The 17,333-nt window shown below is 44.2% G+C and carries 18 protein-coding genes; 4 read left to right on the plus strand and 14 right to left on the minus strand.

Annotated elements, in window-relative coordinates:
• Positions 1-2 precede the first annotated feature (2 nt).
• From spoIIIAE to G475_RS0104545, 8 genes are all read right to left on the minus strand, one after another.
• Positions 3-1,193, minus strand: coding sequence for a stage III sporulation protein AE (spoIIIAE, locus tag G475_RS0104510; RefSeq protein WP_026700260.1), 1,191 nt, complete (start codon positions 1,191-1,193; stop codon positions 3-5).
• 13 nt (positions 1,194-1,206) lie between these two features.
• A complete protein-coding gene (gene spoIIIAD / locus G475_RS0104515) occupies positions 1,207-1,602 on the minus strand; it encodes a stage III sporulation protein AD (RefSeq protein WP_026700261.1) in 396 nt (131 codons plus the stop codon).
• A gap of 12 nt (positions 1,603-1,614) precedes the next feature.
• Positions 1,615-1,821 (minus strand): stage III sporulation protein AC, encoded by a 207-nt coding sequence (gene spoIIIAC, locus G475_RS0104520; protein WP_026700262.1) that lies wholly within the window; start codon positions 1,819-1,821, stop codon positions 1,615-1,617.
• 51 nt (positions 1,822-1,872) lie between these two features.
• Positions 1,873-2,385, minus strand: a complete 513-nt coding sequence (gene spoIIIAB, locus G475_RS0104525; RefSeq protein WP_026700263.1) for a stage III sporulation protein SpoIIIAB — start codon at positions 2,383-2,385, stop codon at positions 1,873-1,875.
• Between the two features lie 15 nt (positions 2,386-2,400).
• Positions 2,401-3,300, minus strand: coding sequence for a stage III sporulation protein AA (gene spoIIIAA, locus G475_RS0104530; protein ID WP_026700264.1), 900 nt, complete (start codon positions 3,298-3,300; stop codon positions 2,401-2,403).
• Positions 3,301-3,503: 203 nt separating this feature from the next.
• Complete coding sequence (efp, locus tag G475_RS0104535; protein ID WP_026700265.1) at positions 3,504-4,061, minus strand: elongation factor P; 558 nt, start codon at positions 4,059-4,061, stop codon at positions 3,504-3,506.
• Between the two features lie 71 nt (positions 4,062-4,132).
• A complete protein-coding gene (locus tag G475_RS0104540) occupies positions 4,133-5,200 on the minus strand; it encodes a M24 family metallopeptidase (protein WP_026700266.1) in 1,068 nt (355 codons plus the stop codon).
• A 69-nt stretch (positions 5,201-5,269) separates the two neighbouring features.
• Complete coding sequence (locus tag G475_RS0104545) at positions 5,270-5,728, minus strand: YqhR family membrane protein (protein WP_026700267.1); 459 nt, start codon at positions 5,726-5,728, stop codon at positions 5,270-5,272.
• 407 nt (positions 5,729-6,135) lie between these two features.
• Between G475_RS0104545 and G475_RS0104550 the strand changes: the two genes are divergently transcribed.
• Together G475_RS0104550 and G475_RS0104555 are read left to right on the plus strand one after the other, a co-directional pair.
• Positions 6,136-6,528: an SA1362 family protein gene (locus tag G475_RS0104550; RefSeq protein ID WP_026700268.1), complete on the plus strand. Its 393-nt coding sequence runs from the start codon at positions 6,136-6,138 to the stop codon at positions 6,526-6,528.
• Positions 6,529-6,624: 96 nt separating this feature from the next.
• Entirely contained in the window at positions 6,625-7,407 is a 783-nt protein-coding gene (locus G475_RS0104555; protein WP_026700269.1) for a phosphatase PAP2 family protein, read from the plus strand.
• 9 nt (positions 7,408-7,416) lie between these two features.
• Here G475_RS0104555 and G475_RS0104560 read toward each other — a convergent pair whose 3' ends face one another.
• From G475_RS0104560 to G475_RS0104570, 3 genes are all read right to left on the minus strand, one after another.
• On the minus strand, positions 7,417-8,322 hold the full coding sequence (locus tag G475_RS0104560; RefSeq protein ID WP_026700270.1) for a patatin-like phospholipase family protein: 906 nt from the start codon (positions 8,320-8,322) through the stop codon (positions 7,417-7,419).
• A gap of 134 nt (positions 8,323-8,456) precedes the next feature.
• Positions 8,457-8,876 carry a transcriptional regulator MntR gene (gene mntR / locus G475_RS0104565; RefSeq protein WP_026700271.1) on the minus strand — a complete coding sequence of 140 codons (420 nt, stop codon included), beginning with the start codon at positions 8,874-8,876 and terminating at the stop codon, positions 8,457-8,459.
• 424 nt (positions 8,877-9,300) lie between these two features.
• Positions 9,301-11,862 (minus strand): vitamin B12-dependent ribonucleotide reductase, encoded by a 2,562-nt coding sequence (locus G475_RS0104570; RefSeq protein WP_026700272.1) that lies wholly within the window; start codon positions 11,860-11,862, stop codon positions 9,301-9,303.
• 331 nt (positions 11,863-12,193) lie between these two features.
• Here G475_RS0104570 and dat point away from each other — a divergent pair, with 331 nt between their 5' ends.
• Positions 12,194-13,027 (plus strand): D-amino-acid transaminase, encoded by an 834-nt coding sequence (gene dat, locus G475_RS0104575; protein ID WP_026700273.1) that lies wholly within the window; start codon positions 12,194-12,196, stop codon positions 13,025-13,027.
• 46 nt (positions 13,028-13,073) lie between these two features.
• On the opposite strand, the gene G475_RS0104580 is transcribed toward dat, so the two are convergent.
• Positions 13,074-13,910 carry a lipoate--protein ligase family protein gene (locus tag G475_RS0104580; protein ID WP_026700274.1) on the minus strand — a complete coding sequence of 279 codons (837 nt, stop codon included), beginning with the start codon at positions 13,908-13,910 and terminating at the stop codon, positions 13,074-13,076.
• A 173-nt stretch (positions 13,911-14,083) separates the two neighbouring features.
• Between G475_RS0104580 and G475_RS0104585 the strand changes: the two genes are divergently transcribed.
• Positions 14,084-14,470, plus strand: a complete 387-nt coding sequence (locus G475_RS0104585; RefSeq protein ID WP_026700275.1) for a rhodanese-like domain-containing protein — start codon at positions 14,084-14,086, stop codon at positions 14,468-14,470.
• Positions 14,471-14,503: 33 nt separating this feature from the next.
• Here the strand turns inward: G475_RS0104585 and gcvPB are convergent, their stop codons facing one another.
• Together gcvPB and gcvPA are read right to left on the minus strand one after the other, a co-directional pair.
• Positions 14,504-15,976, minus strand: a complete 1,473-nt coding sequence (gcvPB, locus tag G475_RS0104590; protein WP_026700276.1) for an aminomethyl-transferring glycine dehydrogenase subunit GcvPB — start codon at positions 15,974-15,976, stop codon at positions 14,504-14,506.
• Positions 15,973-17,325, minus strand: a complete 1,353-nt coding sequence (gene gcvPA / locus G475_RS0104595; RefSeq protein ID WP_026700277.1) for an aminomethyl-transferring glycine dehydrogenase subunit GcvPA — start codon at positions 17,323-17,325, stop codon at positions 15,973-15,975. The genes gcvPB and gcvPA overlap by 4 nt, the downstream gene beginning before the upstream one ends.
• Positions 17,326-17,333 lie beyond the last annotated feature (8 nt).

The raw sequence follows: 17,333 nt of genomic DNA on the forward strand, positions 1-17,333 counted from the left end.
GCTCACCTCACCATCAATGAAATATTTCCAGAAGCTATAATCAGTGTTAAGGCCAGGAAAAACATAAAGGAAACAGCTGCCAACGCAGCGAACATGGAAAGCACCGTTTTTCCAAGCATGGACAACGATTCCAGCAGCGGTCCTTCTCCTAATGGCTGCACCAGCGCGGCGGTAAAATGAAAAATAAAACTAATCACCAATACTTTCAAAGCAGGAAACGCACATAGAAGAAATAGAATCCCGACACCTGCCAGTCCTACTGTATTTTTTAACAGAACCGAAGCTCCCAAAGCCGTATCCGCTGCATCCGTAAACATTCTTCCAATCACTGGCACAAAATTACCGGCAATAAATTTAGCGGTTCTTACGGCAATCCCATCCGTCACAGCTGCTGTCGCTCCCTGTACAGAGATAACCCCTAAAAAAACGGTAAAAAATACGGCCAATACCCCCATGGCCACGTTTCGAAGCAGATCAGCCAGTCTTGTCAATTTAATATGATCATTGAGACTGCTGACAATGCTGATGACGGCGGAGAAAAACAAAAGCGGCAAAATAAGATATTCTATTAATAAACCACTTGTCTGAACGAGGAAAATAACCAGCGGATGAAACAGTCCGGCTGTTGCAAGAGCCCCGCTTGAAGCCAATAAGGCCAGCATAAGAGGGAGCAGAGCTATCATAAAGTGCACCATGTTGGATACCGTATCCTGAACATAATTCATCGCTATATAAAAACTATTCAAGGCGATAACGGTAAAAACGAGGAAAACAACAGCATATGCCGCCTTATTGACGACTTCTGTTTCAAATGCATTTTGGAGAGCTTTTAAGATTGCACTAAAAACTGCTAGCACGAGCAGCGTGCCCATTAATTTTCCATTAGCCGTCACTTCATGAAAGAGGTAGCGTAAAAACGCAGTCCCCCATTCTTTTGGAGAGAAGGTTTTCTCCCCCTCCATAAACTCTTTTAATGAACCTTTTTGTGACTCAGGCAGAAAGGTACCGTATTCTCTCGTAATATTTTCCCAATATTCGGTGATCTCTTTTAGGTTCATCGCTTCCAGCTGATTTTCTTTAAAATTGTCTAAAGCTGAACGGCCTTCCTGATTTTCGTCGTTTACACTAAAAGCAGCAGATGGCATCATCCCCATCAGAAGGAAAAAAATAATAATGGCCGCTCGTGTTTTCATTCCTTTCACATCCTTATGCTCCTCCAGGTAGAAGAGCCATCACAGTTTCGACAAGCACCTGGAAAATAGGAACGGCCAGCATAATAATCAACATTTTACCGGCCAATTCAATTTTTGCGGCGATCGACTCCTGATCGGCATCCCTTGCCAAATGCGCTCCAAATTCTGCCAGATAAGCAATTCCGATGATTTTCAACAGCGTTTGGATGTACATATTATTAATCCCTGCTTGTCCACTCAGCGTAGAAATTAATTCTATCGCCGATTGCAGCGGGGCCATGATGAATAAAAATATCATCCCGCCTGCAACCAGTGCTATGGCTAAAGCAATGACGGGCTTTTGTTCCCGAACGATAACGATTAAGAACGTGGCGATGAGGCCGAAACCGACCACTTGTACGATTTCAATAGCCACCGCCTCCTATCCCTGAAACAAAAAGACGCTTTTAATCTTCTGAAATAGTTCATCTATGATAGAAGCCACCATATACAGAACAACCACAAACCCAATTAAGGTGACCCAATGGGCCCAATCTTCTTTTCCCATTTGTTTTAATACAGTGTGGATCATGGCAACAATGATACCGATCCCGGCAATTTGAAATATCGTGTTCACATCATAGGCCACTTCACTACCCCCTTATAACGCCTGAAGAAATAACAGCAGAAAATGGCGCTGTTAAATGAAAATGATAATAAGCAGCAACCCTGCTAAGAACCCAAGCGATTTCGCCATTCTTTCATACCTTTTTTCCTTTTCTCTCGCTTCCGTTTCCTCTTTTTCCAAATGAATCATGGCCAGTCTGATGTGTTTTTGCTGCTGCATCTTTTCGTGTTTGCCCAGCGTTGTTCCAAATTGAAACATCACTTCTTTTTCATGCGGCTGCAGCGCGGTATAGGGCCATGTTTCCTCCAGGCTTTTACGCCAGGCCTCGTCTACGTTCTTCTCTCCCCGCTTCAAGTATTCTGAAAAATAGTGGAACAAATAGGAAACAGGAACGGGCAGCTGTCTGCTTATTTTTTGACTGGCGGCCGGGAGAGGACTCATACCGTACATAATCTCTGCTTCAAAGCTCTGAAGGGCTGTTCTTAATTGGCGCAGCTGTCTTGGGCGTTCCGTTAATTTTTTAGAGATTTCAAATCCTGTCCACGTGCAGGCCGTTAAAATAAAAATTGCCCCAACCCAGCTCATGGTACCGCCTCCCCGTCATATAAGGGTTTCCATATTCACATGAATTTGTCCCTTCGTTCTTTGGAGAAACATGGTTTTCTTAAAGACGGAAGCATTTATCATGTTCCTGATCATCGGCCGCTTTTTTACTTCGGATAAGGAGCCCCCATGGGCACTGCAAAACACTGTAACACCTGCATGTACAGCTTCCATAATGGCGGTGGCATCTTCTTTCCGCCCGATTTCATCCACAATTAGAATCTCCGGGCTCATCGATCGAATCATCATCATCATACCCTCTGCTTTCGGGCAGGCATCCAATACATCTGTCCGCGGCCCTACGTCAAAAGAAGGGATCCCCTCATAGCAGGCTGCTAATTCAGATCTTTCATCGACGATTCCTACCTTTTTTGGTGCGATATTCATTTCCGGGACTCCTTCACTCGCAAGCCTGGCTATATCCCGTAAAAATGTCGTTTTTCCAGCCCTGGGCGTTCCAATGATCAACGTATGTCCGCATGAATCGTCTAATAACCTTTTTATGAACGGGCGGGCTGCTCCTTTATGATCTGCAGCCTTTCTAATGTTAAAGTAGCGGACATGTTTAATGGCTGATACTCTGCCTTCTTCATGAACAACTTGTCCGCCTATTCCCACGCGGTGCCCGCCTTTTGTCGTAATGTATCCCTGCTTCATTTCTTCATGAAAAGCATACAGGGAGAATTCACTGAGCTGATTTAATGTATATTCCATATCTTCCTCTGTCATGACACAGGATTGTCCATTTTCCGATTTTAATAAGACAGATTCTCCGGGCGTGACGATCTCAATCGGCTGATGTATGCGGAGTCTAATTTCCTCTGCACGACGAAAATCAGAAGAAGCAGTAAACGGGGAATGAAAGTGAGCAGGCAGAAGGGATAAAATCTCGTCCATCATGATCCTCCAAAAATCTCTTTTTGTACATTTTATTCACTTTCCGACCTGCTAGAACTGTTCTTTAGCGGATTAGAAAAGAGGGAAAGGTATAGTATCCCTGACCACGATGCTCCGCCCTGCAAAAAAAATTTCCGAACGGATTCCTGGAAGAATCGTTCGGAAATTTTGTATCTTAGTATGGTTTTTGTCCCAGCCCCTTCTTATGCTCTGGAGACATATTCACCTTTTCTGGTATCAACGACCAGGTTCTCCCCTTCATTAATAAAGAAAGGAACCTGCACTTTATAACCCGTTTCCAGCACAGCCGGCTTGGTGCCGCCTGAAGCTGTATCCCCTTTTATGCCGGGTTCTGTTTCTGTTACTTCTAGCTCTACATTGTTTGGCAGTTCCAGGCCAAGTGTTTCAGAGCCGTATGACATGATCTTTACTTCCATATTTTCTTTAAGAAAATTCAGTTCATACTGGATTTGGTCACTTGTAAGTTCAAGCTGATCAAACGTCTCATTATCCATAAACGTATGCGTATTCCCGCTGGAATACAAATATTGCATTCTGCGGTTTTCAATATGAGCGCGGTTAATCTTTTCTCCGGCCCGGAATGTTTTTTCCTGGATCGCATCGGTGCGGAGGCTGCGAAGTTTCGTTCTTACAAATGCTGCTCCTTTTCCAGGCTTTACGTGCTGAAAATCCACAACCTGCCAAATATCGTCGTCTACTTCTACTGTAAGTCCTGTTTTTAAATCATTTACTGAAACCATTACATTTCCTCCATCTCTGCCAAATCATTTTCCCTTCCACTATAACACACAAATCCATTTATCACGATTTATTATCCGAGAATCATTAGTTCTTTTGGAGAATGGGACAGGAGCTTATTGCCGTCTTCTGTAATAACAATGTCATCTTCAATCCGAGTTCCGCCAAGTTCCGGTACGTAAATACCCGGTTCTACGGTAACTACCATTCCCGGCTCTAATAAAGAGGAAGACTTAGGCGATAATCTGGGGCCTTCGTGTACTTCCATTCCTAGGCCGTGACCGAGTCCGTGCCCAAAATATTCCCCAAAACCTTGTTTATTGATATGATCTCTGGCCACAGCATCCGCTTCTATCCCTGTCATACCGGGTTTTATTTTTTCAACGGCTTTCAACTGAGCCTCGTACACCGTCTGGTATAGTTCTTTTAATTCATTGGAAGGTTCCCCGACGGCAACTGTTCTTGTAATATCCGAACAATATCCTTGAAAATATGCCCCAAAATCAAGGGTTACCAGTTCCCCGTTCCGGATTTCTTTGTTGCTGGCCACGCCGTGCGGAAGGGCGCTTCTCTCTCCAGAAGCAACAATAATATCAAAGGAAGAAGAAACCGCCCCTTGTCTGCGCATGAAAAACTCCAGTTCATCACTGACCTCTTTTTCCTTGACGCCTGGTTTTATAAATGTCGTGATATGTTCAAACGTACGATCTGCTATATCTACAGCGCGCTGAATAACTTCCAGCTCTTTGTCATCTTTATACTGCCTCAGGCTCTCTACCATTCCCTGTATGGGAAGCAGTTCTGCTTCTATATGTTGCTGAAGCTCTTCGTAATCGCCATAGGTGACGTGCTCTTTTTCAAACGCGGCGGTTTGGGCCTGCTGCTGTTCGAGAAGTTCTCCCGCCTTCTTGAAAACAGAGGAAGAATGTTTAACCACTTCAAAGCCTTCACATTGTGCTTTCGCTTGTTCTACATATCTGAAATCGGTAATGAAAAAGGCCTCTTTCCTTGTCACTAAAACAGCTCCTGCTGTCCCTGTAAAACCTGATATGTATTGACGATTAGCAGGGCTGTTAATGAACACTGCATCTGCCTGCTTTTCCTCTAATTGTCCTCTTAATGTTCTCAGTTTTTCAGACATCATAATCCCTCCCCGGTTTTCTCCTGATCCCTGCAGTCAGTTTACCATAAGGTCCGCCCTTTGAATAGATTACTCCTCCTGACGCTGCATTTCTTTGTATTCATAGGAAATAGAATAACCAATAAATACGCCATACACCAAATAAAGACATAGTGTCGTCGTTAAATCCGTACGGCTCATGGACGTTATTGGTTCCTTTCCGGGAAAAATCGGGTGCAGAAAGTAAAACACAACAACCCAAAGGAAAATTCCAAATCCCGCTCCAAGCCAGATAGATTCCCATTTTTGAAATAATACCCGGTACAAATAAGCCGCTAAGATGGAAAGAAGGGCAATCATAACGATCCCCGTCAAATGACCGAGATACGTTTCCTTCCATTCCGGCAGCGCCCATGGAAGAACCGCCATAGCCGGGCCCCATTTTGTAAAATTTAACGAAAAGGCTGCATATCCTACACAACTCCAAATAAGCCCTCCAAAAAACCCAATACCAGCCACCTTTTGATTGAACAGCCAAATTCTTTTCATACGCCCACCTCCATTAACGGTATTATGTAGAAAAAACCAAATTTCATACCCAGAAATAGCATTCTATCCAAATTCCAACGTGTATTTTTTTCATAATAGGGAATGTATAAGAATATGAATTGTTTTTCCTCCATTGTCTGAATTCTATAGAGGAAACCGAAAGAATCATGTAGAATATAATTAATAGCCGTTTTACATTGATTAAAAATGTTAACATTCCCGGAAGTTCTTTTCCTCTTCAGAGGTTATCCGGATAAAGGTCCGCAGAATGTGACATGCCCAGGTTCCAAAAGCATGCCTTTTCCCACGAATGGTCATATTCAACACATACATTACTTGCAGTGAAAATAAACAGGCAGCATGTTCATCAAAGGTTTAAAGGGCTTACCATTTTTGGAGGTGATCGAATGTCCCGTTTTCCAATGAACCCTTTTTTGATCATTGTATTTGGTCTTGCCGTTCTTGGGCTTGGGTACCAGCTTGTGACCAATCCGCTTGGACTGCTCACTTATTTACTTGTTGGTGCCGCTGTCGCCGTTGGGCTGTACTTTTTGTTTACCAGAGTCATTATGAAACGCACTTCGATGAACCAATACCAAAAAGCCGCAGGACCGCGGGCAGCCAATGGAAAAGCAGGTTCACCCCATAAAAAATACCAAAAAGCTGCTAAACAGCAGCAGGCAAAAATGAAAGCTGATAAAAAACGTTCTCCCCGTTCAGTGAGCAAGCGTCGAAATGACCATAACCTGACTGTTATCGAGGGAAAGAAAAACCGGAAGAAAAATCGGGCTCTCTTTTAACCTGAGCCTGGTTTTTCTTTTACTTGGAGAAAGACCGTACCTTCTGGTGAAAAACTACCGACATTCTTAAATGTCCTGACAAGGAGGGGAAAGAGGATGTTCGTGGAATGGGCCGGGGATACCGTGCAGTTATTAACCAATGATTGGTTTTTTTTAATCGTCATCGCTGTTGTCTATTGGACCATTGATAAAAATACCGGATTGAAGCTTTTGATTGTGGTGGCGCTCAGTGTTTATTTTCATGGTCTGATCAAACAGACATTTTCTCCGATTCCTTCCGCAGGCAGTACTTCTTTCACCTTTCCTGCCCGCGAAGTCCAGCTGGCCACGTCCTTCTGGGGGTTCCTCATCCCGGAAATTTCAAAACGACGCTTTACTTTGTTGGCCTGTGTAATTATTGCCCTCATTGCCGTCATGACATTTATAAACAGCAGCCATTCCTTTCAGGATATCATTATGGCTGTGCTGGTAGGAGCGTTTGTGGTTTTTGCGGTGTATCGTTCTATGGATTGGATCGGGAGTGTGCCTGAACCTTTTTTATTTTCATTTTCCCTCGTCCTCCCCTCTTCCCTGCTGCTATTGTTTCCAGAAGGCGGTCCATACGCAGGCCTTCTTTTAGGAGCAGGGGCGGGATATAGTTTAGAGAAATTGAAATGCCGAATGGTGGTATCCACAAAAATTAAAAATAAGGTCATCACAGCGGCTGTTGGTTTAATCGGTCTGGTTCTTATTGCATTGTCCCAAAATCTGCTTCCTTCCACTATATTGTTATATTTTTTACATGCTGCCCTGCTTGGATTTTGGATTACCCTGGTTACTCCATTTTTGTCGGTTAAACTCAAACTAAACGACCAGAAGGGACAGCTGCGAACTTTTTGAAGCCGTGGTTCAGAGAATGTTCCGAAAGGAATGGTCTAGGAATATTTCCGTTTCCTTCCTTCCGATTTGGATCAACTCTTTTTTCTGGGAAAGGTCTAAGTCAAACTGCGTGCTTTTTATATTTTCTACTGGTAAGAAGACAATATTTTTCGCCTGGCTTTTGGAAATGTAACGCAGATCGTGGGCCTTCCTCATCGTAGAAAACAGAGATTGATACAGCTTTAACGCATTTTTAATCTTTGGTGCCGGGGACTGCGCTTCCTGCATGGAAGGGGAGAGCTGAAAACCGATAACGGGTCTGCTGCATTTCCCTGTGTCTGCATCCTTGAACAACCATAAGGGAAAGTTACTCAAAATACCGCCGTCTACAATGAGGTGGATTTTTTTATTTTTTGTCCGCCATTTTACCGGTTGAAAAATGTAGGGAAGGGTGCAGCTCATTTTTACCGCTAACGCGATAGGAAAGCGATTGGGATCCACGCCGTATTTAGGCAAATCATCCGGCAGGATCAATAAACGTCCGTCCGTTAAATCAGAAGCTATTATTTTCAACGAATCTTTCGGTAGATCCCTGAAGGTATATATCCCTTTTTTGGCCAATAGTTGATGAATCCATTTCTCCAACTTATCTCCTTTATAAAGTCCCAATTTCCAGTACACCGCCACCCAGGACAACCAGGGCATCCGTTCGTTGATAAAGGTCTCATCCAATATGTCTGAGCTTTTCAGCGGCATAAAAATCGACTTTAATTCTCCAGACGTATATCCTGCCTGTATGAGAGCAGCCATTAGTGCCCCGGCGCTGGTTCCTGCTGTCCGTTGAAATTGATAGCCTTTCTTTTCTAGAATCTGCAATGCTCCTATAAAAGCAAACGCTTTTACCCCTCCGCCCGCGAATACACCATCTATTTTCATGTCTCTCTCACCCTTGTTCCATACTTTTCTCCTATCTTATGGGCGGAAAACACGGAACGTGATTGAAAATAAAAAAAGCGTTCTTTCCCGGATAAAAGAGGCTGCCCTTTTGAGGCAGCCTCTTTAAACGGAGATCAGGCTTCGTTTTTTCGTTGGATTTGTTTTAAAGTTTCCACTCTTTCTTCCTTTTCCTGAAAAAATTGAACAACATCTCCGATGCGGTCTATGGCATCCCAGCTCAAATGATGTTCTATTCCTTCCACATCATTGTATATATAGGAGTCATCCACACCGATTAAGTTTAAGAAATCTTCCAGCAGCTCGTGGCGGTATACCAGCCGTTTTCCTACTTTTTTTCCTTTTGATGTTAAAACCAGTCCTCTATACTTTTCATACACCAGGTACTCTTTTTTATCCAGTTTCTGCACCATTTTTGTGACGGAAGAAGGGTGGACTTCCAAGGCTTCAGCAATATCCGACACTCTGGCATATCCTTTTTCTTCGATCAGCTTATAAATACGTTCCAGATAATCTTCCATACTTGGGGTTGGCATGAAGGTTCCTCCAATACATACAAAACCATTTGATGAGGTCAAAATTTTTTCTACTATTAGTATACATGAAGGATAATAGAACCACAAAGAGCAGTTTGCAGTACAGATTCTCCCAAAAACAAAAAAGTCTGGGACAAAACCATCACAAGAGAAAAAATTTCCGAACGATTATGCTTCGTTCGGAAATTTTTGTGCGTCTTTCTAACACTGCGTCAAAATACTTCGCTTTCACCCACAGGGCACAAGGGCGGCACCTCCTGGCGAGCGCAGATCTGACCCGCATCCTGCGGAATCTCTAGACACGTGCTGTTCTGAGCTGGAGTCTACGTAGTTTGACTCCGCTGGATTGCTGTCCCTAAAAAACAAAACGCGAAACGTTCGTTTTCCAACACTTCTTCCCTTTGTGCCAGCCCCTTTGAGCAGTTTATAATCCGCACTTTAATTGAGCGCCGCAGTTCGTACATGTGTTGCAGCCGCCGATATCTTCTACGGTACCTTCCCGGCACACCGGGCAGGTATCTCCTATTTCGTTTCCAAAGTTAACCGTAGTAGAACGCACATCTTTAATGGTATCAACCAGAACAACTTTTGATTCTTCGTTGGAAGCAGGTTCCGTTTCTGCCTCGTTTTCGAAATGATTTTCTTCTGCTTTTAACGTAAGCACCTGCGCATCCCTGCTTCCGTCTACATAGACCGTTCCACCTTTTGCACCGCCTTTGTACAGTCTTTCATATACTTTCTGAACTTGTTCTACCGAATATCCGCGCGGAGCGTTCACCGTTTTAGACAGCGAGCTGTCCACCCATTTTTGAATCACGCATTGGACATCCGCGTGGGCTTCCGGAGACAGGTCCATCGCAGAGATAAAAAAGTCTGGAAGATGTTCCGGATCTGCTTCCGGATGGCGGTCAAGATATTCCTGAACAATCTCTGCATTTACCTCGATGAATTTGCCAAGACGACCGCTGCGATAGTATTTAAAGGAAAAGTATGGTTCCAGTCCAGTGCTTACTCCTACCATGGTACCGGTACTTCCTGTTGGTGCCACGGTCAAAAGGTGAGAATTACGGATACCATGTCGAAGTACTCCGTCTTTGATGTCCTGCGGCATATCTTTCATATAACCTGTTTCTGTAAAAGCTTTGCGTAGCTGCCGTGTTTCTTCTTCTGTGTTTCCAACAAGAAATGGAAAGCTTCCTTTTTCTTTTGCCAGTTCTATGCTTGTCCGGTAAGCTGTTGTTGCAATAGTTCTGAAGATATCATCAACAAGCTGATTTCCTTCGGCTGATCCATATTCCGTCTCCGCATAGATCAGCAGGTCATGCAGTCCCATGACACCGAGGCCGACACGGCGTTCTCCTTTTGCCTGACGAGTGTTTTCTTCCAGAAAATAAGGGGTGGCATCAATGACATTGTCCTGCATCCGCACTCCGGTTTCCACCGTTTTTTGCAGCTTCTCGAAATCCACTGTGCTGCGTTCTTTATCAGCCATTTCAGCTAAATTTACAGCAGCAAGATTACAGACAGAGTAAGGAGCGAGCGGCTGCTCTCCACATGGATTGGTGGCCACTACCTTTTGTCCGTAACTTTGTGCATTCGTCAGTTTATTAGCATTATCAATAAAGAAAATACCAGGCTCTGCCGAGTACGTGGCACAAATATTAATCAGCTTCCACAATTCCCGGGCTTTTATCGTTCTGTAGGTACGGATGCCGAATCCTCTGGCTTCCCATTCACGCACATCCCCGCATTCCTGCCATTGCTCATTGTATTTTTCCATTTCTTCGGCAGTGTAGTTTTCCACGTCGGGAAAACGGAGCGTATACTCCTCATCGTTATCCACGGCCTTCATAAAATCATCCGTTAAACAGACAGAAATGTTGGCACCAGTTAAAAATTCCGGCGAATTAACGGAATACGTGCCGCCTGTGTTCAATTTTTCTTCCGCATCCTTTATGACTTTAGAATCAAACCCACCTTGTCCCGGAATCTCTTTATAATTGAGCACTCCCTGATATAAAGCTTCTTCTGTTGGAGTTAAAGGAGTGAATTTTAGTTTTTCCTGGACAAGCGTCTGAATTTGTTCGTCTTCAGAATTTTCGAGAAGGAAACGTAAAATCCTTGGATTCTGCATTTTTGAGATAATAAATTCGAGTACATCCGGGTGCCAGTCCGCAAGCATAATCATCTGTGCCCCGCGCCGGGAACCACCTTGTTCCACAAGATGGGTAAGTTTGGCAATATCATCCAGCCACGAAACAGAACCGGAAGATTTGCCGTTCACCCCTCTTGCAAGCGTATTGCGCGGTCGAAGCGTAGACCCGTTCGTTCCTACCCCGCCGCCGCGGCTCATAATTTCCATTACCTGTTTCCGGTGTTCGGAGATGCCTTCGCGGGAATCTTCGATAAACGGCATAACATAACAGTTAAAGTACGTTACGTCCGTTTCAGCGCCAGCTCCGTACAATACCCGTCCGGCCGGCACAAAGTTCATTCGGACAAGCTCTTGATAAAAGGCTTCAAAGGATTCTTCCCGTTTTTCCTTTGTTGTTTCCACCTCTGCCAGGCCTGCGGCGTTGCGTTTCGCAATCTGTTCATAATAAATTTCCAAAGGTTTTTCAATGACATCCAGGGTACGTGTCACAATCCCGGTATCGGCTTCGTCGTTTTCAAGAACGTGACGGAAGCTTTCATCCACCAGTACCTGCGCTTTCCCAGCTTCCCAATCCAGTTCTGTGATGAAGCCGTATCCCCTTGCCGGAAATTTCGGATCCTGTTTCACGGTTAAGACCACAAAATCACCATTAGATAAGGTTCTTTTTTCCGTATCTTTAAAGGTATAGCGATCCAGCATAACCAGCCGGGAAACTCCTGTCTTGGTTACATTCATGTCATCCGTTATGGGATGGACCTGGGGAAAAAGGGCAATATCCTCATTTAATTTTTTCTTATCTATAGCTGCAAACTGCTGCATGGTGGTGCTCATTGTTTTCGTCCTCCCCATTTCTAATATGGTATGTATAAGCTTATCATATCCTCCGCTCTCAAATCAATATATTGTGTTCTTATTTTTAACTTCTACACTATATATGGTTACAGAATCAGATTTTCATGCATTTTGTCAACTTATAAAGTCAGCGATATAAAGAGAATATGGAAGAAATCATAAAATCATACTCTAATTATCGGGAATTCTAAAATAATTTACTTCTTGCTTTATGGACGGCAGCTGGCAGCTATTATATTTCTTTTGCTCCGCCCGCCGCCTTTTATGTTAAAGTGAACAGTAGATTGTAAATACTGGAGGGTGCTGCAATTTGGACTATGTGTTAATAAAAAATGAGTTTGTTCGTAAAGACCAGGCCTATATTGATTTTTATGACCGGGGATACTACTTTGGCGATGGGATCTATGAAGTAATCCGCGTATATAACGGGATCCCCTTTTTGTGGGAAGAACATTTTGAACGGCTTCAAAGAAGTGCACGGGAACTGGATCTTGAGTTCTCCCAGCCAGTGGACGACATGAAAAAAAATATTCTTTCCCTTATCGCGAAAAATAACCTTCAAAACGGCATTGTATATTTTCAAATAACAAGAGGGGAACAAGAAAGAAACCATTTATATCCCCGGACGCTTTCTTCTGTTTTAACGGCGTTTACCAAAGAGGACGATAGTCCGGTAAGCCTGCAGGAGAATGGCATTTCATTATGGGCCCTCGATGATATCCGCTGGCTCCGCTGTGATATAAAAACGATTAATCTGTTGGGAAATGTCATGGCCAAACGCAAAGCAGAAGATGAAGGCTGCCACGAAGCCCTGCAGCACCGGGGAAATATAGTGACAGAAGGTTCCTCCACTAATGTTTATTTAGTGAAAGATGGAACCATTTACACCCATCCTGCAAACCACTACATTCTTAATGGGATCACAAGGTTATTTATCAAACAGCTTGCCTCAGAAGAGGGTATTTCTTTTCAGGAGGAAGCATTTACCCTCGAAGATATTCCTGCTGCCGAAGAAATGTTTATATCCAGCACCAGTCATGAGCTTGTTCCAGTCACAAAAATAAAAGGCTCTGTCACTAAAAAGCTGGCGATTGGGCCGATTACCCGCCGGCTCCAGAAGGCATTTGCAAGCGCCGAAAACTAAAGCCTTCCAATTGAAAAGGCGGTTCCTCTCGAGAAGGAACCGCTTTTTATCTACGGTAATTCCATTCATCCGTTCCATATTTTTGTTCAGCCAAAGCATGTACCTGCTTTTCTTCTTCTTTCGTTAATTGGTAGGGGTGCCAATTAATATTCAGTCCTTCTGCAAATCCATGGTGAAATGCTTCGGATACGTCTCTCATGGTCACCGGGGAGCTCTTTAACTCATTAATAGCTGCAGCTTTATGTTTGAAACCCCGCTGCATTCGTTCTCTTACCCGCTGGTTTGGATACTTAAATAAATCAAACAATTTGTTTTCCTCCATGTCCAAAAGAATGGACCCATGCTGAAGGATAACTCCTTTTTGCCTCGTCTGCGCACTCCCGGCAATCTTCCTGCCTTCCACAACAAGCTCGTACCAGGACGGTGCATCAAAACAAACCGCAGAGCGGGGGGCTTTTAAAGCTTCTTCCTCCTCTTTTGTACGTGGAATGGAGAAATCAGCATGAAGGCCGAGGTGTCGGAATCCCTGCAGAATTCCTTCGGAAATAACACGATAGGCCTCCGTTACCGTTGCCGGCATTTCAGGGTGGGCTTCGGAAACGATCACACTATAAGTAAGTTCCTGGTCATGGAGAACCCCGCGCCCCCCGGTGGGCCTCCTTACAAAACCGAGACCATAATTCTGGACGGCATCAAAATCAATTTCTTTATGTACTTTCTGAAAATAGCCTACTGACAACGTCGCTGGGTTCCAGCCGTAAAATCGGACAATTGGCGGCAGCTTACCTTCACTGTGCCACTGCATCAGCATTTCATCCATCGCCATATTGTAGGCCGGCGGGCAATTACCGGAATCTATAAAATACCAGGTTTCTTTTTCCATTGTTATCCCCCATTCTCTAAATGAGACCTGATCCAGGATGCAGAAATAGTTTAACAAACCTATATAAAAATCGAAAGCTATCTGTTTGTATAATAATTAAACTTTGCTTCCAAGGCTATTCCTTATTATAATACACCATGTAGTCTTTGTTCATCTGTAAAGGAGGGGATAGTATGGATACCATCACCTGGATATTATGGGGAGTTTTATTAGCTGTGCTTATTGTTCTGCTTTTCCGGCGTTTTAAAAAACCTGGTTTTTTAACGGAATTAACCCAGGACGAATTTATAAAAGGGTACCGCAAAGCACAATTAATTGATGTCCGGGAACCACGAGAGTATAATGGCGGTCATATTCTCGGCGCGAGAAATCTTCCATTATCACAATTAAAACAGAGAATTAATGAAATCAGAGATGACCAGCCGGTTTACCTCTATTGCCAGTCCGGAGCACGGAGCCGCCAGGCCGCCAGAATTATTCAAAAAAAAGCTGGAAACAATGATATCTACCAATTGAAAAAAGGGTTTAAAAAATGGACAGGCAAAATCAATAAAAAGTAGGGGTCCGTCTCTAAAAAACACTCAAGGAATTATTTATCCTTGAGCGTTTTTATTTGGCTTAAAAATTAAGACGGGTTTTCGCGCTGCCGTTGTCTCATCCAGTCGTCTTACGACGGTTGTATGCGGAGCATTCAGGACCGTTTCCGGTTCATATTCCGCTTCTTTGGCAATCGTAACCATCGCATCGGCGAAGGCATCCAAAGTTTCTTTAGACTCTGTTTCTGTAGGCTCCACCATAAAACATTCCTCTACATTGATTGGAAAATAAATCGTCGGGGGATGATAACCAAAGTCAAGGAGTCTCTTTGCCATATCCAGGGTTGAAACTCCGTTCTTTTTCTGCCTTTTTCCCGACAGGACAAACTCATGTTTACAGTAGCGCTCGTAAGGTACATCAAAATAGGGAGCAAGTTTATGGAGCAGATAATTGGCGTTTAAGACTGCATGTTCAGATACCTGCTTTAAGCCTTTTGCCCCCATGGTTCGAATATAGGCATAGGCTCGGATGTTAATCCCAAAGTTGCCATAAAATGGTTTAACCCGCCCTATCGATGCCGGCCTGTCATAATCCCAGCGGTAACCATCTGCTTCTTTTTTCAGGAGCGGTTTTGGCAGAAACGGAAGAAGGTCTTTCTTTACACCGACGGGACCGCTTCCCGGCCCGCCTCCGCCGTGCGGGCCTGTAAATGTTTTATGGAGGTTCAGGTGGACCACATCAAACCCCATATCGCCAGGTCTGGTTATTCCTAAAATAGCATTGGAATTCGCACCATCGTAATATAATTTCCCGCCTGCTTCGTGGATAATCGAAGCTATTTCGGTAATTTCTTCCTCAAACAACCCCAGTGTATTAGGGTTTGTGAGCATCAGAGCAGCAGTGTCGTCTCCAGCCACTTCTTTGAGATGATCGATATCCACCAGCCCTTTTTCATTCGTACGCACCGTTACTGCATCAAAACCGGCTACTCTGGCAGAAGCTGGATTTGTACCATGAGCCGAATCCGGAATGATGACCTTCCGGCGGTGTGGCTTTCCATTTGCTTCATGAAACGCTCGGATCATCATCAGTCCCGTCCATTCTCCCTGTGCTCCGGCAGCAGACTGCAATGTCACTTCATCCATTCCGGTTATTTCACACAAACAAGACTGAAGATGATACATTAACTCCAGCGCACCCTGGATCTGGTCTTCAGGCTGGTAAGGGTGAACATGGGAAAATCCTTCCATTCTTGCAATATCTTCGTGCATTTTAGGATTGTATTTCATCGTACAAGATCCGAGCGGATAAAAACCGGTATCGACGCCATGATTATTCACGGACAAAGCCGTATAATGCCTCATTAACTCTAATTCTGATACCTCCGGAAGTTCCGGAGCTTCTTCTCGGATACACTCCGCCGGGAGTAATTTTTCTACTGGCACCTCAGCTACATCATTTTCAGGAAGAGAATGCCCAGTACGGCCGGGTCTGCTTATTTCAAAAATGAGCGGTTGTTCCTGCTTCATTTTATCGCTCCCTTCAATGCTGCCGCAGCAGCGTCTATTTCATCTCGTGTTCTCATCTCGGTAACGCATAAAAGCATGTGGCCGAAACGGTCCTCATATACCGATCCAAGATCATATCCGCCAATAATTCCCTTTTCAAATAAACGTCGATTGACAGCTGCTGCGTCGGTCTGCGTGTGAATGACAAACTCATTAAATACCGGCTCTTCATGCACGACAGATACTCCTTCATGTTTTAACTTTTCTTTAAAATAATTTGTTTTCCTTAAACTTTGAAGGGCCATGTCACGGATGCCATTTTTTCCTAATGCTGACATGGCAACAGAAGAGGCCAGGGCATTCAAGGCCTGGTTGGAACATATGTTGGAAGTCGCTTTGTCACGGCGGATATGCTGCTCCCTCGTTTGCAGCGTAAGCACAAAGCCACGATTTCCCTCTTTATCCACCGTCTGGCCGACCAGTCTTCCCGGCATTTTTCTCATCAGCTTTCTGCTGGTAGCAAAATAACCACAATGCGGCCCGCCCAGCTGCATCGGAATCCCAAGAGGCTGTGTATCCCCAATTACAATGTCAGCTCCGAAATCCCCCGGCGGCGTTAGAATACCCAGGGCTAACGGATTGCTGGATACGATAAAGAGCGAATCTTTCTGATGTACCATTGTTTCTATTTCTTTCAGCTCTTCCACGGTTCCAAAAAAGTTAGGATATTGAACAAGGACGGCAGCTGTCTGTTCATCCATTTCTTTTTCGAGGACCTCTTTATCGGTGCGGGCTCCCTGAAGCGGAACACGTACAACCGTCAGGCCGGGTCCGGCGGCATAAGTATCGAGCACAGCAAGCGCTTCAGGATGAACCCCTTCCGAGACAATAATTTTAGTTTTTTTCATTTTACTATGACTGACGGCCATAAGCGCAGCCTCAGCCAGCGCTGTATGACCGTCGTACATGGATGAGTTGGCAATATCCATTTGGGTTAATTCTGATATCATGGTCTGAAATTCAAAAATCGCCTGTAATTCGCCCTGAGAAATTTCAGGCTGATACGGGGTATAGGCGGTATAAAATTCCGAGCGGCGGATAACATGGTCCACCACGGAAGGGATATAATGATCATACACGCCTGCTCCTAAAAAGGACGGATAAGTCCGGACGTCCGCATTTTTTCTGCTTAATTGGGACATTTCTTTCAACAGTCTCGGTTCAGAAGCCGCTTCCGGTAGATCCATCTCTTCTTGGGTACGTATACGTTCCGGTATATCTTCAAACAAATCAGACATTTTTTCAGCGCCAATGGTGTGCAGCATGTCTTGTTTATCTTCTTCTGTTGCAGGCAGATAGCGAAAATTCAAGGAAAGGT

Source organism: Salibacterium aidingense DSM 18341 (assembly GCF_000429685.1).
Lineage (GTDB): Bacteria > Bacillota > Bacilli > Bacillales > Marinococcaceae > Salibacterium > Salibacterium aidingense.